The 24008-nt window shown below is 49.6% G+C and carries 23 protein-coding genes and 2 pseudogenes; 10 read left to right on the top strand and 15 right to left on the bottom strand.

The features are described 5' to 3' along the window. Position 1 precedes the first annotated feature (1 nt). From EH207_RS06145 to EH207_RS06170, 6 genes and pseudogenes are all read left to right on the top strand, one after another. Positions 2–1729 carry an ATP-binding protein gene (locus tag EH207_RS06145; RefSeq protein WP_137713192.1) on the top strand — a complete coding sequence of 576 codons (1728 nt, stop codon included), beginning with the start codon at positions 2–4 and terminating at the stop codon, positions 1727–1729. A gap of 151 nt (positions 1730–1880) precedes the next feature. After that, positions 1881–2753, top strand: a complete 873-nt coding sequence (locus tag EH207_RS06150; protein ID WP_137713193.1) for a restriction endonuclease — start codon at positions 1881–1883, stop codon at positions 2751–2753. Positions 2754–2904: 151 nt separating this feature from the next. Next, a pseudogene (locus EH207_RS06155) lies at positions 2905–3356 on the top strand (transposase); the annotation flags it as partial. 513 nt (positions 3357–3869) lie between these two features. Next, on the top strand, positions 3870–5168 hold the full coding sequence (ltrA, locus tag EH207_RS06160) for a group II intron reverse transcriptase/maturase (RefSeq protein WP_137713194.1): 1299 nt from the start codon (positions 3870–3872) through the stop codon (positions 5166–5168). Between the two features lie 116 nt (positions 5169–5284). Continuing rightward, positions 5285–5767 (top strand): transposase, encoded by a 483-nt coding sequence (locus EH207_RS06165; RefSeq protein ID WP_175413651.1) that lies wholly within the window; start codon positions 5285–5287, stop codon positions 5765–5767. A 28-nt stretch (positions 5768–5795) separates the two neighbouring features. Next, positions 5796–6167: pseudogene (locus EH207_RS06170) on the top strand (integrase core domain-containing protein); the annotation flags it as partial. Positions 6168–6305: 138 nt separating this feature from the next. Here EH207_RS06170 and EH207_RS06175 read toward each other — a convergent pair. Next, positions 6306–7148 (bottom strand): hypothetical protein, encoded by an 843-nt coding sequence (locus tag EH207_RS06175; RefSeq protein ID WP_137713196.1) that lies wholly within the window; start codon positions 7146–7148, stop codon positions 6306–6308. Between the two features lie 4 nt (positions 7149–7152). Then, positions 7153–9390, bottom strand: a complete 2238-nt coding sequence (locus EH207_RS06180) for an ATP-binding protein (RefSeq protein ID WP_137713197.1) — start codon at positions 9388–9390, stop codon at positions 7153–7155. 748 nt (positions 9391–10138) lie between these two features. On the opposite strand from EH207_RS06180, the gene EH207_RS06185 reads away from it, so the two are divergent. After that, the gene (locus tag EH207_RS06185; RefSeq protein ID WP_137713198.1) at positions 10139–11086 is read left to right on the top strand and encodes an ArdC family protein; all 948 of its coding nucleotides are present in this window, start codon (positions 10139–10141) and stop codon (positions 11084–11086) included. A 194-nt stretch (positions 11087–11280) separates the two neighbouring features. On the opposite strand, the gene mobC is transcribed toward EH207_RS06185, so the two are convergent. Both mobC and EH207_RS06195 read right to left on the bottom strand, forming a co-directional pair. Next, the gene (gene mobC, locus EH207_RS06190) at positions 11281–12027 is read right to left on the bottom strand and encodes a MobC family replication-relaxation protein (protein ID WP_137713199.1); all 747 of its coding nucleotides are present in this window, start codon (positions 12025–12027) and stop codon (positions 11281–11283) included. Positions 12028–12035: 8 nt separating this feature from the next. Next, on the bottom strand, positions 12036–13898 hold the full coding sequence (locus EH207_RS06195) for a type IV secretory system conjugative DNA transfer family protein (RefSeq protein WP_137713200.1): 1863 nt from the start codon (positions 13896–13898) through the stop codon (positions 12036–12038). 977 nt (positions 13899–14875) lie between these two features. Between EH207_RS06195 and EH207_RS06205 the strand changes: the two genes are divergently transcribed. Together EH207_RS06205 and EH207_RS06210 are read left to right on the top strand one after the other, a co-directional pair. After that, the gene (locus tag EH207_RS06205) at positions 14876–15481 is read left to right on the top strand and encodes a LysE family translocator (protein WP_137713201.1); all 606 of its coding nucleotides are present in this window, start codon (positions 14876–14878) and stop codon (positions 15479–15481) included. 2 nt (positions 15482–15483) lie between these two features. After that, the gene (locus EH207_RS06210; RefSeq protein WP_137713202.1) at positions 15484–16110 is read left to right on the top strand and encodes a LysE family translocator; all 627 of its coding nucleotides are present in this window, start codon (positions 15484–15486) and stop codon (positions 16108–16110) included. Between the two features lie 130 nt (positions 16111–16240). Here the strand turns inward: EH207_RS06210 and EH207_RS06215 are convergent, their stop codons facing one another. Further along, entirely contained in the window at positions 16241–16579 is a 339-nt protein-coding gene (locus EH207_RS06215; RefSeq protein WP_137713203.1) for a MerR family transcriptional regulator, read from the bottom strand. 76 nt (positions 16580–16655) lie between these two features. Here EH207_RS06215 and EH207_RS06220 point away from each other — a divergent pair, with 76 nt between their 5' ends. Further along, positions 16656–17027, top strand: a complete 372-nt coding sequence (locus tag EH207_RS06220) for an EthD domain-containing protein (protein WP_137713204.1) — start codon at positions 16656–16658, stop codon at positions 17025–17027. Positions 17028–17091: 64 nt separating this feature from the next. Here the strand turns inward: EH207_RS06220 and EH207_RS06225 are convergent, their stop codons facing one another. The 10 genes from EH207_RS06225 to EH207_RS06265 all read right to left on the bottom strand — a co-directional run bounded on the left by EH207_RS06225 (position 17092) and on the right by EH207_RS06265 (position 23997). Then, complete coding sequence (locus EH207_RS06225; protein ID WP_137713205.1) at positions 17092–17397, bottom strand: TrbM/KikA/MpfK family conjugal transfer protein; 306 nt, start codon at positions 17395–17397, stop codon at positions 17092–17094. Positions 17398–17462: 65 nt separating this feature from the next. Beyond that, the gene (locus tag EH207_RS06230) at positions 17463–17867 is read right to left on the bottom strand and encodes a cag pathogenicity island Cag12 family protein (RefSeq protein WP_137713206.1); all 405 of its coding nucleotides are present in this window, start codon (positions 17865–17867) and stop codon (positions 17463–17465) included. Continuing rightward, on the bottom strand, positions 17851–18879 hold the full coding sequence (virB11, locus tag EH207_RS06235; protein WP_137713207.1) for a P-type DNA transfer ATPase VirB11: 1029 nt from the start codon (positions 18877–18879) through the stop codon (positions 17851–17853). Before virB11 ends, EH207_RS06230 begins: the two co-directional genes overlap by 17 nt. Next, positions 18869–20104, bottom strand: coding sequence for a VirB10/TraB/TrbI family type IV secretion system protein (gene virB10, locus EH207_RS06240; protein ID WP_137713208.1), 1236 nt, complete (start codon positions 20102–20104; stop codon positions 18869–18871). Before virB10 ends, virB11 begins: the two co-directional genes overlap by 11 nt. Then, entirely contained in the window at positions 20101–20994 is an 894-nt protein-coding gene (gene virB9 / locus EH207_RS06245; RefSeq protein WP_246048877.1) for a P-type conjugative transfer protein VirB9, read from the bottom strand. Before virB9 ends, virB10 begins: the two co-directional genes overlap by 4 nt. Beyond that, positions 20991–21674, bottom strand: a complete 684-nt coding sequence (locus EH207_RS06250; RefSeq protein ID WP_009113433.1) for a VirB8 family type IV secretion system protein — start codon at positions 21672–21674, stop codon at positions 20991–20993. Before EH207_RS06250 ends, virB9 begins: the two co-directional genes overlap by 4 nt. After that, a complete protein-coding gene (locus EH207_RS18115) occupies positions 21661–21807 on the bottom strand; it encodes a hypothetical protein (protein ID WP_009113432.1) in 147 nt (48 codons plus the stop codon). The genes EH207_RS06250 and EH207_RS18115 overlap by 14 nt, the downstream gene beginning before the upstream one ends. Positions 21808–21893: 86 nt before the next feature. Continuing rightward, positions 21894–22922 (bottom strand): TrbL/VirB6 family protein, encoded by a 1029-nt coding sequence (locus tag EH207_RS06255; RefSeq protein ID WP_137713209.1) that lies wholly within the window; start codon positions 22920–22922, stop codon positions 21894–21896. Positions 22923–22991: 69 nt separating this feature from the next. Continuing rightward, the gene (locus EH207_RS06260; protein WP_009113430.1) at positions 22992–23267 is read right to left on the bottom strand and encodes an EexN family lipoprotein; all 276 of its coding nucleotides are present in this window, start codon (positions 23265–23267) and stop codon (positions 22992–22994) included. Positions 23268–23277: 10 nt separating this feature from the next. Next, positions 23278–23997, bottom strand: coding sequence for a TrbJ/VirB5 family protein (locus tag EH207_RS06265; protein WP_137713210.1), 720 nt, complete (start codon positions 23995–23997; stop codon positions 23278–23280). Positions 23998–24008 lie beyond the last annotated feature (11 nt).

A 24008-nucleotide genomic window follows, 5' to 3' on the forward strand; every position in this document is an offset into this window, starting at 1 on the left:
TATGCCAATATTCAACTTTAGGGATGAAGATGCACTTGGAAAGGTTGCCTCAGTTGACACCGCGAATGTCGTTGTTGATGTCGAGAATGTTTCTCATCTAAAGAGACTGCAGGTTAATCATCTAGCTGTACTTCAGAGTAGCAGGCCAGGGCAGCACCTTATTGGTCTTATTACACAAGTGACCAGAAAGCGAGGTATCGAGAATCTTTCTGATGATGGGATCGTAGACCAAAAATCAGAGTTGAATCTGTGTCGCATTGCTTTAATTGGAACCATGCTAGATCGTGATGGCTCCAAAGAAAATGTTTTCCGTCGAACACTCGAAAGTGTTCCTGAAATAGATGCGAACTGCTTCGCTCTCGAAGGCGAGAACCTCACGGGATTTATGCGTACTCTCTCCAGTGTTTCAGCTGATGGCAACGCATTGACGCTTGGCAAATACACTCTGGATGAGAATGCAGTAGCCTACCTTAATGGAAATAAATTCTTCCAACGTCATGCTTTTATTGGAGGAAGTACAGGGTCTGGAAAGTCTTGGACAACCGCCAAAATTATTGAGCAGATGTCAGGGCTCATTACTGCTAATGCTATTGTCTTCGACCTTCACGGAGAATACGCGCCACTGACAGGACCTGGAATTCAACATTTCAAAGTTGCAGGGCCTGCAGATGTTGAAGCCCAAAGCACTATTTCTGACGGTGTGCTTTATCTTCCTTATTGGCTGCTTTCTTATGAGGCCCTAGTTTCCATGTTTGTGGATCGCAGCGACCAAAATGCCCCGAACCAAGCCATGATTATGGCTCGCGAGATCAATCAGGCCAAAAGAAAGTACCTTGAAGACAATGGGCAACAGGACTTGCTAAAGCATTTTACTGTAGATAGCCCTGTGCCATTTGATCTTAACTTCCTGATGTCGCGACTAAATGAAATAAACATCGAAATGGTTCCTGGTGCGCGTGGCGACAAGCAAGGCGACTTCTTCGGAAAGCTCGCACGCATGATTTCTCGGCTTGAGAACAAAATTTCCGATCGACGCCTCGGATTTATGTTCAATGGCGGTGGAGATATTCTTGATTTCACTTGGCTTGATAAATTTGCCAGTGCCGCTCTTGGTAGCACAGCGGAGAACGGAAAAGCAGGCATCAAGATTATCAACTTCTCCGAGGTTCCCTCGGACGTTTTGCCCCTAATAGTATCCCTCGTTGCACGAGTTACGTTCTCAGTACAACAGTGGACACCATCAGAGCTTCGCCACCCCATTGCTCTTCTTTGTGATGAAGCGCACCTCTATATGCCGCAGCGCAATATGGCAGATTCTGCCGACGATATTTCATTGGATATATTCGAGCGAATTGCCAAAGAGGGGCGAAAATATGGCGTCAGTTTGGTTGTAATCAGTCAGCGCCCATCCGAAGTGAACAAAACACTGCTTAGCCAGTGCAGTAACTTTGTATCTATGCGTCTGACCAATGCTGAAGATCAAGGCGTTATCAAGCGCCTACTTCCCGACAGCCTCGGAGGCTTCAGCGACATCCTTCCTACGCTCGATACTGGCGAGGCTTTGGTTGTTGGCGATGCCAGCTTATTGCCAAGCCGTATCAGAATCGACGAACCACAGAATAAGCCGAATAGCGGAACAGTGAATTTTTGGGATGAATGGCAGATCCCAGTCGAAGAAAATCGGCTAATGATTGCTGTTGACAACTGGCGAAAGCAAAATATTCAGTAATAACACTTTTATTAGAGTGGGTACTATTTGAAATGGGTTATTGCTTTCCGCCACGCGAAAAATAAATGCGAAGCAATAACCTTTTCATTTTATTTTTACAAGGGCTAATCGGTTTTTTGTGTACATATAGCGAGTTTTTTGGAGGAGAAGGATGAGGGATGTATTCAAGGATCTCAACGATGAAGATTGGGAGAATTTTGCTCAAGATGTCCTTTTTCATCTTGGCTACACAATAGCTTTAGGGCCATCTGTGGGACGCGATGATGGAGTGGATCTTATTGTAGAGAAAGGTGGACAGAGGTTTATTGTAAGCTGCAAACATCATCAGAAGGCTATTGGTGTTTCGCAGGAGAAAGATATACGAGATCGCATGGAGCTTAATTTATGCTCTGGGTTCATCGCGTTCTACTCATCATCAGTAACTTCAGGCCTGAAGAAAAAGTTTAACAAGCTTCGCGAGCTTGATTTTAAAGTGGTTGAGTACTACAGGATAAACATCCTAGACATAATTCCCACTATGATGGGATTTGTTCTGGAAAAGTACTTCAAACAAGTGCATGATCTATACCACCATGTCAATACAGGTATGGTTTACAAGCCGCTACCTTGCGTAATGGAGTGTGGATGTAATGATATTTTATCAAAGGAGGCTCTTCCTTGGTCAATGGTTACCCTTGTAAAAAAGGGTAATAAATTATGCTTTGAGTATGGCTGTAAAGAATGCCTCGGGAATTATCCTGAACATAATATTGGTTTCTTCGAACCCGAAATAATAGGTAGATTCGATTTTGTAGAAATATATTGGATGGAGTTGTCGCAGATTCGTTTTTTTGAGGAATACTTCAAGTGGCGAGACTTAATTGACTTATGCCTCGAATATCTCGAAGTTGTCCCTGACGACGATTTCTACAAGAATTTCTCCATATTCAATATGGCACTGATGCAAATTATGGTTCCACAAGGATGGGGAGTGTGGTTACCTGCTGAATATGAAGTCACTACGATTAGCTTGATGTCAATTTGATGAATGATTTCTGAGTAGTCAGAATAACTCTAAAAATCCTCTCAGCTAGAAATTAAGTATTGATATATAGTTGTAAGTATCCCGGTAAACCGAACCATTCACTTTTAGAGATCTTCCGACATACTGATTATGTCCCGTTGAGGAGATCGCTATGCGTAAAGCCCGATTTACTGAGCACCAGATCATCGCCGTTTTGAAGTCTGTTGAAGCCGGACGTACCGTCAAAGACGTTTGCCGCGAAGCGGGAATATCCGAGGCATCGTACTACAACTGGAAAGCGAGGTTTGGCGGAATGGAAGCCTCTGAAATCAAAAAGATGAAAGATCTGGAGGATGAAAACCGTCGGCTAAAACAGATGTTTGCCGATCTGAGTCTGGAGTGCCGCGCACTCAAAGATGTTATTGAAAAAAAGCTTTAAAACCAGCGATAAAGCGTGAGCTCGTCAGTTATCTGACCGCGCAGTTTACGATGAGCATCCGCCAGGCATGCAGGACATTATCGTTGAGCAGGACGGTGTATTTTTATCAGCCTGACACCCGGCGTGATGAGCCGGTCATTCAGGCACTGACTGAAATGGCGGAACGCTATCCGCGATACGGCTTCCCCCTCTGTCAGGATAGTTGTCAGTGTGTCCTGAAGGTAGATCTTCCGGATGAAGTTTTACCATGCTGTATTTGTGATGAGGGTAGGCCCCTCGGGTTCGCCGATCAGGCGGTGATCCCAAACCACCCTGGGCTGCATACGTAAAGAGCGTGTGTGGTGAGCGCCATGGGAAAAAGGCGGAGCAAGACTCCGTTAGGTAAGAATGATTGAGACGAACGCAAGTGAACCACTGAAGACATGTCGATAATTGCAACCGATATCAGAACCAGGGTCTTGTCAACGCTCTGGGATAAGTCAGACCGATACCTGAAGTGCGGGTCTGGCGGTATCCGGCACGGAGGTGGCGTGACGATCATTCAGGCACAGATACGGAACAGGAGAATCTGTCATTCCGATGCCAAGGGAGCGATTCAAGCAGCGAACCTGCGGAGGATCTGAGTACCGATGCGGAATACAGAGACGGAGTCATGCGTAGTAGTGAGGAAAGTACTGTAATGGTGCCGGAGCGAAGGCATGACCTTATCCAGCGGAAAAGTGAGGACAACTGTGCATCAGGATGATCCTTGCCGGACGGCAAAACCCTTTGATATACCCAAACGAACCCTGTGGGAAGCGTGGAAATGTGTGGCGGCCAACAAAGGCGCGCCGGGCGTTGACAAGGAAAGCATCACCGCCTTCGGGGAACGGCTGGGGCCCAATTTGTATAAGTTATGGAACCGGATGAGTTCGGGGAGTTATATGCCATCCCCGGTTCGTCAGGTATTGATCCCCAAAGGAGCCGGCGAGTTCAGGCCTCTGGGGATCCCTACCGTAGGCGATCGGGTGGCGCAAATGACGGTCAAGTTGTTAGTGGAAGCGAGGTTGGAACAGCTTTTCCATCCCAGCTCATTTGGATATCGTCCACAACGAAGTGCTCACCACGCAGTGGAGCAGGCACGACGGCATTGTTGGCGATACGACTGGGTGCTGGATATGGATATGAAAGCGTTCTTTGATACGCTCGACCATGATTTGATGATGCGCGCCGTTGAAAAGCATATCCCCGAAAGCTGGATACGACTGTATATCAGACGGTGGCTGGCGTGCCCGGTGAGAGTGGCTGACGGGCAATGTCAGTCACGCGATCGTGGAACGCCACAAGGTGGGGTAATCTCACCGTTATTAGCCAACCTCTACTTGCATTATGCGTTTGATAGCTGGATGAATAAACATTTTCCACAGGTGCCGTTCGAGCGTTATGCCGATGATATTGTCTGCCATTGCCGCACCGAATCTGAAGGAAAAGCGTTGCTCGAAGCCTTACAGGCGAGATTGACCGCCTGTCGGTTGCAACTTCATCCAGAAAAGACGCGGCTGGTGTATTGCAAAGATGGACGTCGTACCGGCCATGCCGAGCATACCCGATTTGATTTTCTGGGATTCAGCTTCCATGCCCGGACCGTACAGGATCGGCAGGGGAAGTTGTTTAGCGGATTCAACCCGGGAATCAGCAGGAAAGCGCTCAAACGGATGGGTGAAGTATTACGAGGTATGAAAATCGCCAGGGCAACCGGGATGGATCTAGGCCAATTGGCGAAACGGATCAATTCCCGGGTGCGAGGGTGGATAACGTATTACGGAAAATTTTACCCAGAAATATTGTCCCGAGCCTTGATCAGAATAGATCTGCATCTGGGGCGATGGGCCCGTAACAAATACAAACGGTTGCGCGGACACAAACGACGTTCATGGAACTGGCTCAAACAGATAAGAGGACAGCATCCTAAATTGTTTGCGCACTGGGTATTTATCTATACAAAGGCAGTTGGATAAGAAGAGCCGTATGAATCGAGAGATTCACGTACGGTTCTGTGAGAGCCTGAGGGGGAGGTTCCCTTGGGCTACTCGACCCCCCATCGAAAATACTAATGACAAGATGGGAGCAGATCGTGAAACGAATTTCACCAGAACGTAAAGCGGCCGCACTGGCTAAATTACTACCGCCTTACAACATGACCGTCACTGCTGTTGCACAGATGGAAGGGATATCGGAAGCTACCCTCTATTACTGGCGTAACAAGGCGAAAGCAGAGGGAATACCGGTGCCGGGTGCAGACAAAACCACAGACCAATGGTCAGCCGAAGCCCGGCTGGCTGTGATTATTGAAACCGCCACACTCAGCGAAACAGAGCTCGCGCAATACTGCCGTAAAAAAGGGCTTTATCCTGAACAGATTAGTCAGTGGAAACAAGGCTTTTTGCAGGTGTCTTCGCCCAATGACAAAGCGGCGCTCAAACAGAGCCAGAAAGAAGTTAAGCAACTAAAACGCGAGCTGGTTCGTAAGGAAAAGGCGCTGGCGGAGGCGGCGGCGATACTGGTGCTGCGAAAGCAGTTGCGGGATTTTTACGGGGAAACCGACGAGGAAGACTGACGCCCGGAACAGAGCGGCAGGCACTTACCGCGTTGTTCGGGTGTTGGACGGGATAGTGGCAAACCGAGGATATCCGCTAAAGATACGGATGGATAACGGTCCAGAGCTGGTGTCGCTGACGATGGCACAATGGGCGGAAGAGCACGGTGTAGCGCTGGAGTTTATTAAGCCGGGCAAGCCAACACAGAATGCCTTTATCGAACGTTTTAACCGGACGTACCGAACAGAAATACTGGATTTTTACCTATTCAGAACACTGAATGAAGTGAGGGAAATTACGGAGCGCTGGCTGCATGAATATAACAGCGAGCGTCCTCATGAATCCCTGAATAACCTGACGCCGGAAGAATATCGGCTGATGGCTGAAAACCCAGAAATCTCAAAAAGTGTGTGGAACTAAAACGGGTGTGTTTACACTTTTGGTTTCTTCTCGTCCATATTTTGCCTGTCTCCGCTGTTGGATTGAACATATCAAAAATAGGCAATTAAACAATTTAAATTCCAGTCTCAAAACCTCGGCTATGCTGGAGGATACCTTTTAAATAAAAAGACTATTGATCATACTACACTGATGGCAACCATTAATGTCTGCGGCCCTCAAGAAATCTGTATGATTAATCAAAACTGCATTACTAACACCTGAAAACTGGAGCTGTGCATATATTCCTAAGATTGATTTTTTTTCATAGTATTGAGCTCTTCCATTGTAGTGTTCACCAGTGCTAGAACTTAAAAATTTCTTCGTGCTTTCCTCTCGTAGCTGATTAGCTTGCAGAAAGGTGACTATGTCTTGTCGTAATGATTGATTTTTATTATGGAAATAACCTAATAATTGGTCTTCAAGAGTTCCTAATTGGGTTTGAATATCATGAAAGATATACCCACCCCATTCACATCCACCGAACTCAACAATGTTGCCATTGTTAAGTGCAACAGCGTCTTCTAATCCAATTTCGGTTCTAATCTCGGTTATCCTTGCATCAATGCCATGGTTATCTGCATCAAAAAAATATAAAAATCTATATAAAATCTCTAAACTAAAATCATCTGTACCAGAAAGCTCTTTATACATGGTGATTAATTGATTTCTTTCACTGTTTCTACCATCACCGTTTAGGTTATGAATGAAAATTAAATTCCCATTTTTAAAAAAACATACTGATGGAAGCTTTGGTCCGTTAGGCTGAAAACCAAGTTTTTTATCAGGAATTCTTACTTGACTCAACTCCTTGGCAAAGCGTTTATCAAACGGAGGTGGTAGTTGACCAATCTTTAAATCTTGAAGAAGAAATCCATTGACTAAAAGAACTCTACTAAGAAAAGCGACGTCATGCTGCCCCTCACAAAAGGCAACTATAACTTTATTATAATATTCAGTCACAATATCATCCTCTAATATCAAGATCAATATTTTGGATCAAATAGCCAAATCTTTCACCATCAGCCCTTTTGACCACGACCTTATCATCAATTTTGCTTAATTGAAAACCAGTAATATAATCATTATTATATTCATTTTCTAAAAAAGCTTTAATGCATTCACCTGAATGGGAGGTCAGAAATACTTGTACATTGAACCGCTCTGCAAGTTGTTGTATAAATCTAGTAAATTCCAGTAATAAACTATAATGTATTGCAGTTTCAAATTCATCAATAAAAAGTACGCCGTTGCGACAAGCTGCAAAAGATAGAGCTATATAAAATATCCGCTGAATACCTTCACCATAAGATGTAAGATCGAAACTTCTGTTAAAGTCATATGCTGATTCTACGATGAATCTTTTGAGTTCCATATCCTCAGTGAATCTGACATCTTTTATCGTAGGCTCGATTTTATTCATAAAATCGATTACTAGACCGATAGCTGATTGAATATTCAAATCATCCGATTCAGAGCTAGATACCGAAGTTAAACTCGCACCTATGCTTTTATTATAATCGCCAAGTAAATCGTCGATATCATAAAAATAAGGGCTTTTAAATGATGAAGAACACAAATGTGATACTTGATCTGCATTTCTACGCATACGTTCATGAATGAAAGTATGAACGGTATTATTTCTAAACTCCCCATCAATACTAGATTTTAAACTATAAGACGCAATATAATCATCTTGTTTATCTATCGAGGAGTCGTCATATTTAACCATTTCAACCGTAACATTAGTATCATCAAATACTCCCGATAAAATAATTTTATCTTGGAAAAGAGCGTTCAATAACGTAGGGCTTAGAGTGCTAATTTTATTTTTTTGTCTGATAAGATTAAAATATGATGATATGTCATTTCGCTGCGTCAATAAATAAATGGCTTCAAGCAAAGATGTCTTTCCTGCATTATTGAAACCAGCGATAATGTTAATTTTATTGAAGTTGTCAAGTGCGAAATCTTTAAAGAATTTATATTTTTTTATATGAATGGACTTAAAGTGTTTTTTTACACCATACTCAAAATTAGTTGTATAGTTTCCACCTTCAATATTTATGGCCGTCTGCTTGGGCATAATTTGCGTTAACTGCTCTTTTGCGTTATCCAAAAAACGTAAATCTTCTTGACTTATAAGACTACTATATAGGTTTAGATCTTTTAAAGAATCTTCAAGCTTACTTAGGGCATTTTTATAGTTTTGCTGATTTACTGAACCACTTGCTGCTAACCCTCTTGCAAGGCTACGTTCATCTTCCATAACCTTCAAAGCTTTTTCATTGTTGATAAAAAGAGCAAGATCGCGTATCTCAAGAGATTTAGTAATTATAGGATCTAATTCAACGTATTCACCATTACTATCTTCTTCAAGATCTTCTTCTAATTCATTTCTTTCAAGATACTCATCGGTTTTAGATATCCATGAAAATAGCCTATCAAGATTGACTGAGTTACGAGCATAATATCCATTATCATTCCAGTCTAGCCAAGATTTAATGACAGGCTTTTTGATTATCTCTTCAAAAACACCAAACATATTTGGTTCGAATTGCTCACCGTATTCACTTTCTTTATATAAAGAAATGAGGTTGTAAACCCTAAGCATAGAGCGTAGACGAGTCTTCGATATACCTAATGAATTAATTAGTTCATCTTCTTTTTCAACATATTCATCTCGTGCTTCTTTTTCATATGGCTTTAAAAAATCATAAAGAAGCTTGGATTGATTGAATGTTGACCATTTTTTATTGCCACTTATATGTTTTAAGCCCATGACAATCAGATGTTTTTCAACATCCTGATTATTATGAATTTCAAAAGGTACACTCCTAAAAATGGATGGGTCTAGTTTACCAATGTCGAAACCCTTTTCATGAGCCTCCTGCAGTACTTTCAATGCAGTTACACGACGATTACCTTCGAGTACTAAGTAGTTGTTATCTCCTAAGTCCTTAACTTGAATAATATCAACGTCGAGGTACCCATTGGCTTTGAAACTGGCTATCAAATCTCGTATGTTTTCTTGTCTATTTCCCTCTATAAAGAATCGAGTTCTACGCTGAATTGTTGGGTCTAGAATGTCTTTTCCTGAAACATTCTTGTGCTGATCATTATCAACAAAACGATAATTATTAGGGTCTAAAAATAAATTTTTTAAATTTTTGCTAATTCGCGGGCGAATTTGCTCGATATTCATACGTCGCCTCAATGATGTGGGAACTACACAATCCAACTTTACTTGATACGTTTGAAATCAACAACTTCATGTTTTGAAACTAAGCGCACGAAGCACATCCACTTGCCTGCTTCATTTAGCAAAATGATTTTCATGCACCCCGTAAGCTGCCTTAGAAGCAGCCACACAAGGCTTTTAGCGTAAAAATGGTGCACTAAATAGCTTCACATAATAGTAGAACGCTGTTTGTACATACAGGTTTTATTTTCAGGTTACCAGGATTAACGGCTAAGCCCATCAGGCGGTCGCTTGTAGATGAGTTATCCCTGATTCCTTGTGATACAAACTGTTGCCAAAGTGGAGCAGTATTATACGAAGCTATTTAAAACACGATAATGTCAGTAATTCCTCAATTAACTGAGAGAACAACTGCGAACTTCCTCTGCATACTCAAAGCAGAATGTCAGATTTGAGTGTGTTCTACCACAGAAAACTGCTAACTCAGGTCTGAACTGGTACGGCTAAATCCAACCCAACCTCATTTCACCTCTGCGGAACAAGGGGCGCTACGCCTGCCTATGCAGGGCCAGTTTTTTCTCCCGCGTGACTCCGCTCTCGTATCTGCTTCCGGTTAATCGTTTCCTAACACAACCCGTCCCGCAAGGGTAAATGGCACGCATTCTGCGCCCTTGCGGGACGGAACGATGCCGGGAAAGCGAACCGTCAGGCGATACGAAGACGAAAATCACACCACTGACGGAGAAAAAACATGACCATTTCCCTGTATACCACCCAGACTAGCGCCCCTAACGCCGCAGCGGCGACCAGCGTATCCCCGCTGGAGCAGTCAGGCTCCTCAAAAACGAAATTTTCTAAAGCCAAAACCGATATTTATCAGACTGTCACCAACAACATCATTGCAGCGCTTGAAGCCGGTGTAAAACCATGGTCTTGCCCATGGCCACGAGTGCCGGGCATGTCTGGGTTGCCTTCCAACTTCGCAACCGGTATCGCGTATAGCGGAATGAATATCATGCTTTTGTGGTGCAGTGCGTCAAAACAGGGTTTCGGTGATTCACGCTGGATGACCTACAAACAAGCACAGGCAGTAGGTGGGCAGGTTCGCAAAGGCGAGCACGGCACTACAGCCATTTTCTATACAACCTTAGAGAAAGAAAACGAAGACGGTGAAATCGACCAGATCCCGATGCTGAAAACTTTCAACGTGTTTAACGTTCAGCAAATTGACGGCTTGCCTCTGACAACTGAAACAGTCAGCCCGGAAGCAACCTTTAACCCGTTGCCGGAGGCTGAAAGTCTGTTCCAGAAGAGCGGCGCAAGCATCATTGAGAAAGGACAAAACGCCTTTTTCAGCCCCTCAACCGATGAGGTCTGGTTACCCGAGCGTCATCTTTTCGCTGATGCGGCCAACTTCTACGCTACCGGCCTGCATGAGCTGGTTCACTGGAGTGGTGGTAAAAAACGACTTAACCGTGAAATGAAAGGAAGATTTGGCAGTGCAGATTATGCGGAGGAGGAATTAGTGGCGGAGCTGGGAAGTGCTTTTCTGATGGCGGATTTGGGTATTGTTGGAGAGGTGCAGCACGAAAGCTATATTGCCTCATGGCTTCAGGCGTTGAAAAACGACAAGCGCTATGTTTTCAAAGCGGCCAGCGCCGCCTCAAAAGCACATCGTTATCTGATGGATAAACTCTGATTCCGGGCCCGGACAACCGCAAAGGAGTGCGGTTCCATGGTTTTTAATCAGCAACGCGGCGAGGCGCAGACTGAGGCGGAACGCAGTGCAGCGAGTACCGAACAGTCTGCACCTCGCAGTGGAATAAAAAATTACCCGGCTTGGCGGTATTGCCGCCAAGCCGGGTAAGGTCATCATGATGACCAGGGTAAGACTTACATGTAGTTATCTAATGATAGGTGTGTCAGTTCATCAAGCGTATAAATACGAAAAACATTGCGGTGACGTGCTTCCAGAGGGATAGGTTGATGGTTAACGATAACGTGCCTGATGCTGCCGAATAGCAGTTCAAGGGCGTGTTTTTTCTGTAGGTCCGGGACGATATAAAAGACGTAAATCCAGTGCTTTTGTGTCCGGGCCAGCAAATGGCTGGCGATAATCGCCTGGTATCGAGCTTTGGTTTTCAGGCGGCGCTCGGTTTCTACTGCGATGACCTGTCCGTCAGGGAGTGTGATGAGTCCATCTGGACGGTGTTTGACCTGATACTGGCTGAGGAACGTTGAGCGATCGCCGTTTACCCATCCGGATGCGCCTTTTTTCTCCAGGATGAGCCTAGCAACCTGATTATCAAGGTGGTGCTCCAGCGTCCAGCCAGTGATTTTTGACGGTTCAAAGCGTGCCGGGAAAATGTCATCGTCCGGCGTTAAAACGATAGCCAGTCCGTCGCTGGTTATGCCCCACAACGACATTTTCATCGTCCGTGATTCAAACACATGCTTTTGTATTAACCCCATTCGTTCAGTTTTTGTCAGCAGCGTATACAGCGATTTGTGATCCCTGAAGCCAAACAGCAGCATCAGCGTTTTAAAGTCGCTGTAGGTTTCTTCCTTCAGGAAATTCAGCAGCCTTTTTATCTTTTCGCTGTTGCGGGCGGTGCGCTCGCTATGCGTGGCGATAAGCATTATGCCTCCTAAAAATTGAGCGAGGACGGTGTTTCGTCATCATCAGATCTCGGTTTTGCTGATTTACTTTCCCCTTCAAAGAAAAGATCAGGCTGGGTTGCCGCGACATTGGTCGTTGAAGCGGATGTCGCTCCTTCCTCGTCGAAGTCCAGCGCGATTTTTGCCGGTGCTGCCGATGCGGCAATATCCGGAGAAACGGAACAGATCTCCAGCTCGTGTTTTTGTACCTTGATGGGGGAAATCAGTGAGGCAGAGGGAAGCGTTCTCGTCGTAAAGATAAAGCTGACAAAATCGGGCAGGTTCAGGATCATATTGCTGTCGATAAAGAAACGCTCTGCCTGTCTGATAGTACGTTCACCGTCGATGGTTTCCGTCAGTACGGCATCAGTTTTGGCTTTGCGGATTTCATCATCCACTAAGATGGTGCCAGACATTCTCGCTACCCATTCCGCTGTATCCGGGTCCATAACGCGGTATACCAGCTTGAATTTGGCGTTTTCAACGACTGCACCGACAACTGCATCGCCTTTTAAATCCGCCGGGCAGTCTTTTAAATCGGCAATGGACTGATGGGCCATGATGATATGTACGCCTTTATCCCGCGCTGCGCCTAACCCCTCCAGCGCTGGTTTTGATAAGTGGTATTTCAGTTCGTCAAGAAAGATGGCTATGGGGCGGGGCGTTTCTTTTACCCGGTCGCGCCTTTCTGCTAATTGGTAAAGTCGTACCAGCAGCATTCGCTGGGCGGTGATAATCTTGCTATTGCGCATTGAGCCGATGACATAGCAGCAGCCACCTTCATCAAAAACCGATTGGAGTGAAAATCCTGTCGGCGCGTTGATGGCATTGAGCAACGCCAGCTCTTCAATCTTGCCGAAAAAGGCTTTGATATCCTCCGCGATACCTTGAACATATTCGCCGTTATAAATATCGCGGATAGTCGAAGAGGGATGATTGCTGACAAATTGTGCCGCCATACGTGCCGCTTTTCGGTCGTCGATACGATAAAAATCGGATTCCTGACCTTTTTCCGCCAAGCTGAATCCCGCAACAAACAATTCCTCCAGTTCGTCAGGCGTAATATTTTCAATCAGATTTAATTGGTATTGCGGTTTTCGCAGGTCAATTAAGGCAAAGGGTTTGCCTGCATCCTCACAGGCCTTGCGATAAAGATGCGGTGCCCATTCATCATCCTTAGGGTCCATAATAAATACACCTTCACCCGCCAGGATACTTTGGTAAAGCAATATACCGGTTGCTACACCTTTACCGGCTCCGGTGGTGCCGATAATATCCGCATGTTGTTTTTGCCAGTCTTTTAACGGGAGATACATCGGTTGTTTATCTTGGTTCATCCCGATGAAAATACCTTTTTTCAGGTCGATATAATCCAGCGGGTTATAATGCAGCGCTTCCGGCAGCAGCGATTTCACCGTGCGTACATCGGTGCGTAATTCTCGTTCAAGACTGGTCTTTTTGATGAGTCGTTTTTTTATTTTATCCAGTTCAGGCGTTAATGTTCGGCGCAGAGCAATATGGAAAATAAACCCTGCCACGGTAAATATAATTAATATTGACCAGTCCAGAATGGGAGTGCGGGTAAGTATCCGATCGTTATAAAGCCACTGAAAAATGCTAATAAGTAAGGGGCTCATTATGCCAAACAGAAAACACTGCAGGGAAAAACTGATAATCAGCTTTTTCCATAGCGAGGCTCTTTGCCGTTCATCGCTCTTCATTGAGGAAAAAAACGGCAGGGTCAGTCCCGATAATAGCGCCAGCATCAATTGATGCTGTTGCATAACATCAATAAAGGACAGCACACCATTTACTATCGGCGACAGTGAAATGGCAAGCTTATTTAACATCATGGTGCCTCCTTTGTCCGCGACTCGCCCCAACGTATCGCCCCATCAATTCGCCCCACGGTGTTGGGCGAAAAGGCGGGGCGAACGTCAGGGGCGAAGAAGGTGACCGCTCTGCAGCCATGTGTCGGAAAGCATGCTTCCCGGCACGAAACAGCGTGCGCCAGTTCATGCGGGCTGGACGCCCTTATGGACCATCGCATGGGGGTAATGTCGCCGCTGGACGCTGCGCCAAAACCCCCAAAGTCAACGGCGGCACACCGTCGCCCGCTACGCGCGACCACCCCCTTTGAGATGCCGTTTTTCGCCTATTTTTTCTTTTGTCCGTGCCGGCCAAGCGAAAAAATGGGAAAACGCCTTCAAAGCGGGTGGTCGCGCCACGTTACCGGCTTTGGGCCGGAGACTTAGCCGCGACGGTGTGCGGGGCTGCGCCCCCCAAATAAACCGCTATCGTGGGCGATAGCTTTTCGCTCGCTGGGGCGGCGAAATTTATTCGGCTCCCCCCGCCAGCTCGGTTCACCTGGGGGTGAGCGCTCGCTGGTGGGTTCGGCGACGCAAATTAACAATTTCTTTGAAATTGAATTTACTCGCCTTACGCCACTTTAAAATTTTTGCTGACGCATAAATTTTAAAGCCCAAAAATCGCCGTCTGCTCGTAATGTATATCTGGTTAAAGGCACGTATTCCTGCGGCAGTATTTGATAGGCTGAGAATTCGTCTGTTGTCTCGTGTATGCCACTGTATTCGTAAGCTTTTTTTACTAAGGAATACGAATGAAAAAACAAAGCCGGCATTCTCTGGATTAGGCCTGTGCAGAATAGCGTTAAGCCTTATCCGTTTTCTTGATAGTATTTCTCAAGGTAATCCACATCACTTACACAGTTTACCAGTCAGACGAGCCTGCTGTCGGGTGGGAATATGTTCTTTCCACTCTGGGCCCATCGATGACGACAAATAATATTCGATATACCAGAGGGGGATGCATGACTATTGAGTATCTCGTCACTGTCTTCATTATATGCCTGTCGCCAGGGATAGGCGTGGTTTATACGCTTTCGGCAACATTAGGGGGTGGTTTGCGGGCGGGGTTTTGGGCCGCAATCGGATGCACCATTGCTACCATCATTCACCTTATGGTCGCTATGGCCGGTTTGGCCGCTATTCTGCATACCAGCGCGTTATTGTTTCAGAGCATTAAGTTTGCTGGCGTGGCTTATCTGCTCTGGATGGCATGGGCGGTGCTGAATGACCGGGGAGGCCTATCCGTGAAACCCGGGACGTCGGCTACGTCCATACGGCTGATCTGGCGCGGCATTTTGCTGAACATTCTCAACCCTAAGCTCCCGTTATTCTTCGTGGCGTTTATCCCCCAGTTTGTGCCGGTTGGCAGCACGCCAAGCCTGCTGATCGAGCTTGGCCTAGTTTTCACACTGATGACATTTGCTGTGTTCATGGGCTATGTTCTATTGGCATCCACCGGCCGCCAACGCCTGCTGCAAAGCGCCCGGGCGATGGGGTGGATGCGGCGGGCATTTGCCGCTTCTTTTACCGCTCTGGGATTAAAGCTCGCCATCGAAGGGGGACGATAGCCATGATCGACTACACAACACTTTTGACATACTGCGCTATCGTACTGGGCTTCGTTTTCATTCCCGGTCCGGCGACGCTGCTAACTATCGCGCGTGCGACAACATCAGGAACGAAAATCGGTATCGTGACCGGTGCGGGCATTTCAGTTGCTGATATCATCCACACCTTGTTCGCTGTCGTGGGTATTTCCGCTATTATTGCTGCATCGTCCACTCTGTTCGGCATCATAAAATATCTGGGGGCAATCTATTTGCTCTATCTTGGCGTCAGGACCATCAGACAAAGGGAAACAGTCATACCTGAGCAGGAACGGGTACGCTTGTCGGTGGGGCGGGCCTTTCGACAAGCGGTATTAACCGAGTTGTTTAATCCCAAAACGACACTCTTTTTCCTGGCTTTTTTGCCGCAATTTGTACGCCCGGAAAACGGTGTCGTTTTCCTGCAACTTCTATTGCTGGGCGTACTGTTTGCGATGATAGGGTTCGGGAGTACGCTTATCTTTGCGCTGGGGGCGGGTAAAATGGGGAATTTCCTGCGTCGTTATCCGAGCGTGCTAAAGTGGCAAGGTAAAGTTGTCGGCTGTATTTACTGTGGTCTCGGGATCCGACTCGCGCTTCAGCAGCGTTAAGTTAATGAGCGGCATTGCCTTGTCGATTCCACCATCGGTGGTATGAATGATGATTCTAAAATTCATTATCTGATTGAAAAAAAATCATCTTTCTTCCTTCAATCCATTTATACAAGAAGTGCCAATTGAGCTAGCGAAGCAAGCCAGTAAGACGCTGGCGGCTCTTGTTCAAGGATGCGATCTGCCGATCGATCTGTTCAAGTTGTTCTCTGATCCGCGATTTCAGCGCATAGCACAAAGGCGCGGGGTTCGCGCCTGATGGTACGCAGGCTAACAAATCTCGAATAGCCGCCAGCGGGAGACCTGCCCCGTTGAGCAGGGCAATGTCTTTGATTCTTTGTACGTCTTCGACCCCATAACGACGATAGCCTGATTCAGATCGCGAGGGATTAAGTAAACCTTTCTGCTCGTAGTAGCGCAACATCCGTATGCTGACGCCGGTTCGTGATGAAAGTTCGCCGATTTTCATTTTCGCTCTTGACTCTGACAGTACTGTCAGAGTCTAACATTGGCTCAATTCAACAACAATGAAAGGAGCGACAACCATGCTTAAACTTATCATGTGCGTGAAGCGCTTGCCTGAACTCACCAGAGAAGAGTTCGACGCCTATTGGCGCAACAGCCATGCATCGTTGGTACGCAAGTATGCGGCGATACTGGGTATTCGTAGATACATTCAGACCTATCCCTTGTGTAATTTAGCGGCCCAACGCGCATTAGAACAAGGGAGAGGGAGTGATCGCGCCGATTTTGATGGCTGCGCGGAATTGTGGTGGGATGATCTGGACGCCCATCTGACGGCGAGAAAAACGGTAGACGGTCTTAAAACGCTGCAAGCGCTTATTGACGACGAACGCCGGTTTGTGGATCTGTCACGGTCCCAACTTTGGTATGGTGAGGAGCGCGCAATTCTTTAACCAAGCCGGCAGGAATTGAGCGGCTTTCAATGCCATCGTTCCTTTATCCTGTCGTGGAACGTGGTCAGCCGCGCACCCGACCATAGCGCGATAATATTTGACTGACGGCGGCCGGATCGGCGCCGGCGCACTGCGCGAGAAAATCCCGGCGCATCTCAAACGTCTTGCCCGGATTGAAGCGATGGTGTTTTTTAAAGGCGTTGATGCTGAAAAAGGCGCGCTCCGCCTGGCGGCATTCGCTGCCGCCGCCGTTGCCGGTTGCCTTTCCATACATGCACAACACCGCTTCGCAGGGATCGGCCGCCAATGACGGCGCGGAAAAGCCGGCGGCCAGGCACAGGAGCGCCGCCGCGATAAGGGTATTTTTCATGGTGGTATCCTTTTATTGCAGCAGATAAAGGTCGGGGGAATTGCGAACGTGGATGACCGTCGCGGTCAGCGGTAAAAATATATCTCGACGGCATGACCGATGAAGCGGTCGGCGGCTTTAGGCTGATAAATTACGACGGCGCGATAACCGTGTTTTCTCAGCCAGGTTTTCGCTGTGAAATAACTTGCCCCATCGGACGCACTGACGACGGCCTGTTTTGAGTGCGCGACGGCATACCAGACGCCGGGCGGATATATGGCCTCGGGGCTGAACACCATGGACATCGACCAGCTGCCGTCGACATGGGCGGACGGTATGACGATGCGGTTTTCCGACCACTGCGGCAGCGTGGCGTTAACGGCAACGCCGGGGGTATCCCAGGCGGGCTGAACCGGCTCCGGCGGCGATGCGCAGCCGGAAAGCGCCGCCAGCGCCGCGCCGGCGTACAGTATCTCAACGGCTCGCCTCATTGAAGACCTCCTTCATTCTGCTCAAGTGAAGCGGTTTAAAATAAATCGCGCCCATGCGGCGAATATCGCCGTGAATATCGACGCTGACGATCACGTCCACGCTGTTAAGCACCTTGCGCAGCAGCACCGCGAACGGAATATTCCGGCAGTCGGGATGTTCATAACAGCGGTCGATAATCCCTTCGATGCAGGCTTCGGGGTTGCCCGCGTGCATCGAGGTGATCAGCCCCTCATGCCCGGAACCGATGATTTTCAGCGCGTCCCAGGCCTCCCGACCGCGAATTTCCGCCAGCAGGATCCGATCCGGATTCATGCGGTAGTTGGCGCGGATCAGCCTGCCGGGGGTGACGATGGCATCCGCTCCGGCGTCCGCCGGATAGAACAGGTGGACATAATTGGCGTGGCGGTAAAAGCGGATTTCCGGATTGTCTTCGATGGTGGTCAGCCTGAGATGCGGCGGAATATAGTGCAGCAGCGTTTTCATATAGGTGGTTTTACCCGACCCGGTTTCACCAACGATAAAGAGGGTTTTGCCGTATTCGACGGCTTTTTCCATAAAGCGCGGGATTTCTCCCCGATGATAGTAACCGGCCAGCTCATCGTCCTTGCTTTCAATTTGCTCCTTACCGGTCACCCGCTGATAAAACCCGGCGTCTATCCAGGACCGATGCGTTCTCTGCGCGAATGAGGGTTTGCGCAGCGTGATGGAAACGGTGTCGCGCTCGCAGGCCGGGGGCATAATGGTCTGGATGCGCTCGCCGGATCCCAGCGTGGCGGACAGGATCGGCGAGGTTTCATCCACGTTGTCCTCATTCCAGGAAGCGAGCGCCTTGGCGAACGCAAGGCACTGACGCAGCGTTACCGGGGCGTCGCGCTTTTGCCATTTTCCGTGGATCTTGACGTGGATTTCGCCGGGGCGGTTAATGGCGATCTCGGTCAGACCCGCCAGCGGCAGTAAATCGCCGAACAGCCGGTTTTTCATAAACTCAAGGGACAGATTCTCAGCGCGCATACCACCTCGTTTTCAGTCGCAGTTGATAAACAGAAGAGAAATCGATATCCGTGCCGGTCATGATGCCGATAATATCGCCCTGATTCAGGTACATCGTGGGCGGGATATTGATGCTGTTTTCCAGCGTCGTTTTCGCCATTTCCGCCGTGGCCGCGCGGGTGTTTTCGGTGTAGTCGGTATTGCGATCTTTGCCCGGCGCGGAATCCGACGCCGCGGCGGCCACATCCTGCACGGTACTCAGCATCAGGGCATTGCCGAACCGCGTCCAGAAATGGCTGTCGACCCAGCCGGCGATGCCGGCTTCGCCCAGTTGGCCGCTGGCCTGCGTATCGACCAGCGGGATTTGCAGGCTGCCGGGCTCCGGCGTGCGCAGTTCCGTCCAGAGGACGAACAGCCGGCCGCGGCCGTGTTGCAGCGCGCCGGTGCGATAGACGCCTCTGGCGACGGTGCCCGCCGGGATCAGCTTCACATGGTGGCTGGCGCTGTAGACGTCCTCGCTGATAAGGCAGGAAAGCGCGCCGCCCACGTCGGAAACGAAGCGGCGCATCATCGAGCACGGAATATAGCGGTCGACCGGGATATAGAGATCCGGATCGAGGTTCAGCCGCCGAACGCCGGTGACTTTCGCCACGCCCGGATTGTCCTGATCACCGTCGGCGCGGGTGGCGGCGGCATGCGGCTCGCGGGCGGTGGCTGCGCTGTTGCGCGGTTCGCTTGGTGCGCTGCGCGTAGCGCCGGGTTGCGCCGTTTCGGCGACGTTGCCCGGTCCGTCAGCCAGCGCCGCCGCCTTGTTCAGGACAGATGGCGTTGGTGACGGCGGCGCGATGCTTTGCGGCCGAGCGTTGTCCGCCATCGTTTCCGGCTTTTGGGGAGCGAACAGGCTGAACGGGTTCTCATCCATGCCGAGGTCGGTTCGTGGCGGGCGCGCCGCGCCGGCCGACGGCGGACCTGCGGCGTCGGCCGTCTTTTCATCGCCGTTTTTCATCGCCGTAAGAAAGTAATCGCCGCCGAGCGCCAGCGCCATCAGTAAGGCCAGACTCAGCAGGCTGACCAGCAGCGTTCGGCGACCGGCAGGTTTGCGAAAACGCGTCACTTCGGGCTGGCCGGGGGGCGTTTTCTGCTCCGACGCCTGGCCGGCCATTGCCGCGCGGGCGCGTTCGCGCGCCTCGGCTTCCAGCTCCGCCGTGGTTTTCGGCGCGTCTTCCGGGGGAAATTTATCGGTCATTTGGCCTCCAGCGTGACGTCGGGGGAGACGGTATCGCCGTTAGCCGCGGTCGCGTTGCCGAATGCCGAGTTCTCAATCCCGACGACCGCATTGCCGTAGCGCAGCACCAGGCGCGGCGACAGAGAACGCACCACCATCACGTTGTAGTTGCCCTGGCTGACAATCCGGGGCGTCACCGCTTGCTCCCGGCCGTTAACGACCGTAAAGGCGGAAGGCAGGATTTTCACGGGTGAAAAGCCGAGGTAGGTAAATCGGCCGTCGTCATAGGCGAAGTCCGGCGCGATGGCCGCCGATCCCGCCGCCACCCGTTTGGTGTAGCGCCAGTTGCGCGGAGTGCCCGCCTGCCGAAACGCCGCCGTTATCCGTTGCTTTTCCTGCGTTTCCCGTAGCTGTTTCTGGCGGGCGGCGCTGGCTGATGCGGATTGCTCGCGGACTTCGTCGGGATAGCGATAGAGGATAACGAAGGCCTGCGCGGGCGAGTCATGCTCCAGCACGTTCAGCTCCAGGCTGTAATCGCGTTTTGACGTCACCACAAACAGATTGGTTTTCCAGTCCTTCGCGGTCGGCAGAAACACCTGACTGACGTTGTTGCCGTTGGCATCGGTTACCGGCTGGGCGATGGGATTGGGGCTGACGGCCACCCGGTTATCGCGCCGGGTTACCGTCCAGCCTTTGGGAAAGCCCGCCTGCGCGTCGATAACGGTTTCATCGTCATCAAACAGCAGCGTGGTGACGTAGCCGGGGCGGGTATTTACAACCGTGGCGTTCCGGTTGTTATACGAGACGCTCTGCATCCGGCTGTCATACGCGCTGCCGCGCGGCGTCGCCGCGCCCCAGACCGTCAATGACGTCAGGAGAAAAACGCAGGTCAGCATTCTTTTCAGCATCATTCGCTCCTTAGCTCTTTATCGCGCTGGTAGCTGGTGACGATGAACCCCAGCGGATTGACTTCACGCTGGCTGTCCGTCAGTTGTTTGCGCGGGAGGTAGCGGTAGGTCAGGCGAATATTCCAGATATCGGTTTTCACCGAATTATCCGCAATGCGGCGGAGAGTCCGCTTGATGCGTAACGTCGCCAGACGGTCGGGGGCCGTGGCGGGCGCGTGAACGTTGGAAATAATGTCGATGGCGACGACATAGTCCGCTTTGTTGAAAACAACGTCCGGCGCCTGGTCGCCGTTAAAGCCGTCCAGATAATCCTTGTTCACGCCGTCGCTGTTGAATAACTGCACATCGTCATAATCGCGCTGAAGGGAAAAATAGTTATAGCCTTCGCGGAGGCTGACGTACTGCGCCGCGAGGGAATGCGCGAGAGCCTCTTCCGTAGAGATATCCCGCTCTTTGATGCGGGTCATAAAGTCATAACGCCCGGTCTGTTTATCCACCGACCAGAGTTCGATTTCGGTGGTTTTCAGCGGCAGCAGGATGATAATGGCCGCAATCGCCATCGCGGCCAGAAAAAATCCGACCGCCGCCATCAGCCAGGCACGCTTTTTCTCGCGGGCGTCTCTCTCCAGGATGACCGATTCAAAGGCCCTGGATGCGCCAATAACGTCGTTAATCTCGGGCATGGTTTGTCAGTTCCTGGATAGTGGTCGGGGAATTCACCGGCTGTGGTTCGCCGGATACCGGCGGCAGGCCGCCGTTGTGCCGTACGCAGCCCGTGAGCGCGCACAGCATCAGCAATAACAGGCTGAATTTCATGTGGATTCCTCTGTTTAACGGAGACAGGGATGCCGCACCGGCAGCGATCGCTACGGCGCTATGCAAAGGTGGGGATTAGGGAAAAATCAGCGGTTACGCTGCTGGTTGAAGCGTTTCATATTCGCTATTGCGGCGGTGCGCTTTTGCCAGGCGTTGACGGTGTTGTTCACGCCGGCGCCAATCAACTGTCCCGTCATAACGCCGCCTTTGGCGGCCAGCCGAGCGCCGGTAGCTCCGGCCTTCAGCGTCGGTTTGGCCGTGCCTGCGGATTTTTTCACCAGCCCGCTTAAACCGCTCATGGCCGCGCCCTGTAATACTGCCTGAACGGCTGCGCCGCTCAGTGCGCCGGCGATTTTTGCGGAGAACCAGACCACGACGCCCGCGGCGATCCCGGTCAGTAGGCATTGTGCCGCCAGGGTCACCATGTTGCTTTCGCTGGAGGCGTTGACGGCGGCATCCAGTATTTCATTCAAATAGTTGATGGCGATTCGAATGGATAAGGCGGAAAACATGATCGTCAATACGGCGGTGAAAATGGTTTTCAGCCAGTTATCGAACATCGGCTTAAGGAAACCGTACAGCAGGCAGAAAATAAAGAGCGGCGCGGTCGTCGTCATTAACAGAATGGTGATTTCGGCGAGCAGGTTGACGAATGTCGCCGCCAGTAAAAGCACGATTGCGCCGCTCCAGACCAGTACCTCGGCAAAGCCGCCGTTCAGTTTGACGTAAGTTGCAGTATCCAGATTAAACAGCGTTTGCCCGAGCATCTGCGCTTTTTCCCAGACGGTATCGAGCAACGCCCAGACGTTATCGTCGCCGCTGATCCCGTCCTTAAGTCCTTCTATGGCGGCAATGGCGGCATCCAGCCAGCCGTCGCGGTTTAAAACAAAGGTGGTAATCAGCAGCATCCGGCCCACATCCCAGACGACATCCTCAACCGGGGTCTGAAGTTTGCCGCCCAGCGTCTGATAACCGCGATACAGAATAAACAGCGTGAAGGAACTGACGATAATCACGCTGATCATGGTGCCGTAGGTCGACGTTTGACCTTCCAACACGGCATTAAGTCCATCCATGATGTTTTTGTTCATACCGACAAAAATCCCACTGGACATAGCGCCTCGCTTACCAATGAAGAAGTGGGGGATAAAACAGGGGGATCCCCTGTTTTATCGGAGGGAATATCATTCGGCGACGGATTTTGTTTTTTCGGCTTCCTGCTGAAACAAAGTTACAAACTTTTCCTTGATGCCGGGTTTCCCTATTTGCGCGAACATCAGGGCCGCTCGATGGGCGAACTCGCAGTTATCGCTCGCTTCGCCATCTTTGAGGCATTGTGTATAGACCTTATAGGTTTCGTCAGGATGTTGTTTATACCAGGCTTCAGATTTTGTCTCTTTACAACCGGATAATGCGATAGCGCATGATACGGCGCATAATATGATTAAGGGTTTAACCATATCAGACTCCTTATATATTATTGAGATCGGCGACCGGAGCGGTTAATTGCTGTTGCTCAAAGGCTTGTTGTTTTTGCCGCTCCAGCAGTTGCGTTCGCTGTTCCGCCTGCCTGACGGACATTTCCCACTGACTGGTCAGCGCGTTCAATTGTACGCTTCTGGCCGCCACGGCGTTAGCCAGGTCCTGCGACTCTTTCGAGTCCTGCGCATTCGAAATGCGGTCGGATAACGCGGCGATATCCTTGAGCGTGTCGGCGATCTTGCTTTCAACGTCGGCGGTGTTTTCTATCGCCACCGCCTGATTCAGGATGATTTGTTTGCAACTGTCCAGATAACGTGGCGAGGCGCTGGATTGATTACAGGTATCGAAAGATTGATATTTGCTGTACAAGCGCTGAAGCTCGGCGGAATAGGCACCGTCCTGATGGGTCAGCAGATCATCCAGCGAGACGCCGTTTTTGCGCAGCGCGTCAATCTCGCTTTTGAGGCTTTTCGCCTCGTTAAGGAAGCCCTGAATATCCCGGATCCCCGTCGCCGTGGCTAATTGCCGCTTGTAGGCCTCCAGCTCGCTTTTATAGTGGACGACGGTGTCCTGCCACTGCTTGAGTTTTTCCGTCCACTGGCTAATGGATTCCGCATTCTGCACGGCGTCGAAAACCGCGATCCCGGCGCTGAACGCCGGAGCGGAGAGAAAGATGGTTAACGCCAGCACGGTATTTCGGGTACGCATTGTTATCTCCT

The organism is Brenneria rubrifaciens, from assembly GCF_005484945.1.
In the GTDB taxonomy this organism is placed as follows: Bacteria; Pseudomonadota; Gammaproteobacteria; order Enterobacterales; family Enterobacteriaceae; genus Brenneria; species Brenneria rubrifaciens.

Coding starts and splice junctions, on each gene's coding strand:
- virB10 (WP_137713208.1), bottom strand. CDS start 20,104: ATGACCGATAAATTTCCCCCGGAAGACGCGCCGAAAACCACGGCGGAG.
- EH207_RS06265 (WP_137713210.1), bottom strand. CDS start 23,997: ATGCGTACCCGAAATACCGTGCTGGCGTTAACCATCTTTCTCTCCGCT.
- EH207_RS06195 (WP_137713200.1), bottom strand. CDS start 13,898: ATGATGTTAAATAAGCTTGCCATTTCACTGTCGCCGATAGTAAATGGT.
- virB11 (WP_137713207.1), bottom strand. CDS start 18,879: ATGCGCGCTGAGAATCTGTCCCTTGAGTTTATGAAAAACCGGCTGTTC.
- EH207_RS06215 (WP_137713203.1), bottom strand. CDS start 16,579: ATGAAAATCGGCGAACTTTCATCACGAACCGGCGTCAGCATACGGATG.
- EH207_RS06260 (WP_009113430.1), bottom strand. CDS start 23,267: ATGGTTAAACCCTTAATCATATTATGCGCCGTATCATGCGCTATCGCA.
- EH207_RS06220 (WP_137713204.1), top strand. CDS start 16,656: ATGCTTAAACTTATCATGTGCGTGAAGCGCTTGCCTGAACTCACCAGA.
- EH207_RS06250 (WP_009113433.1), bottom strand. CDS start 21,674: ATGCCCGAGATTAACGACGTTATTGGCGCATCCAGGGCCTTTGAATCG.
- EH207_RS06230 (WP_137713206.1), bottom strand. CDS start 17,867: ATGAGGCGAGCCGTTGAGATACTGTACGCCGGCGCGGCGCTGGCGGCG.
- EH207_RS06185 (WP_137713198.1), top strand. CDS start 10,139: ATGACCATTTCCCTGTATACCACCCAGACTAGCGCCCCTAACGCCGCA.
- EH207_RS06180 (WP_137713197.1), bottom strand. CDS start 9,390: ATGAATATCGAGCAAATTCGCCCGCGAATTAGCAAAAATTTAAAAAAT.
- mobC (WP_137713199.1), bottom strand. CDS start 12,027: ATGCTTATCGCCACGCATAGCGAGCGCACCGCCCGCAACAGCGAAAAG.
- EH207_RS06255 (WP_137713209.1), bottom strand. CDS start 22,922: ATGTCCAGTGGGATTTTTGTCGGTATGAACAAAAACATCATGGATGGA.
- EH207_RS06145 (WP_137713192.1), top strand. CDS start 2: ATGCCAATATTCAACTTTAGGGATGAAGATGCACTTGGAAAGGTTGCC.
- EH207_RS06225 (WP_137713205.1), bottom strand. CDS start 17,397: ATGAAAAATACCCTTATCGCGGCGGCGCTCCTGTGCCTGGCCGCCGGC.
- EH207_RS06205 (WP_137713201.1), top strand. CDS start 14,876: ATGACTATTGAGTATCTCGTCACTGTCTTCATTATATGCCTGTCGCCA.
- EH207_RS06210 (WP_137713202.1), top strand. CDS start 15,484: ATGATCGACTACACAACACTTTTGACATACTGCGCTATCGTACTGGGC.
- ltrA (WP_137713194.1), top strand. CDS start 3,870: ATGACCTTATCCAGCGGAAAAGTGAGGACAACTGTGCATCAGGATGAT.
- EH207_RS06150 (WP_137713193.1), top strand. CDS start 1,881: ATGAGGGATGTATTCAAGGATCTCAACGATGAAGATTGGGAGAATTTT.
- virB9 (WP_246048877.1), bottom strand. CDS start 20,994: ATGATGCTGAAAAGAATGCTGACCTGCGTTTTTCTCCTGACGTCATTG.
- EH207_RS18115 (WP_009113432.1), bottom strand. CDS start 21,807: ATGAAATTCAGCCTGTTATTGCTGATGCTGTGCGCGCTCACGGGCTGC.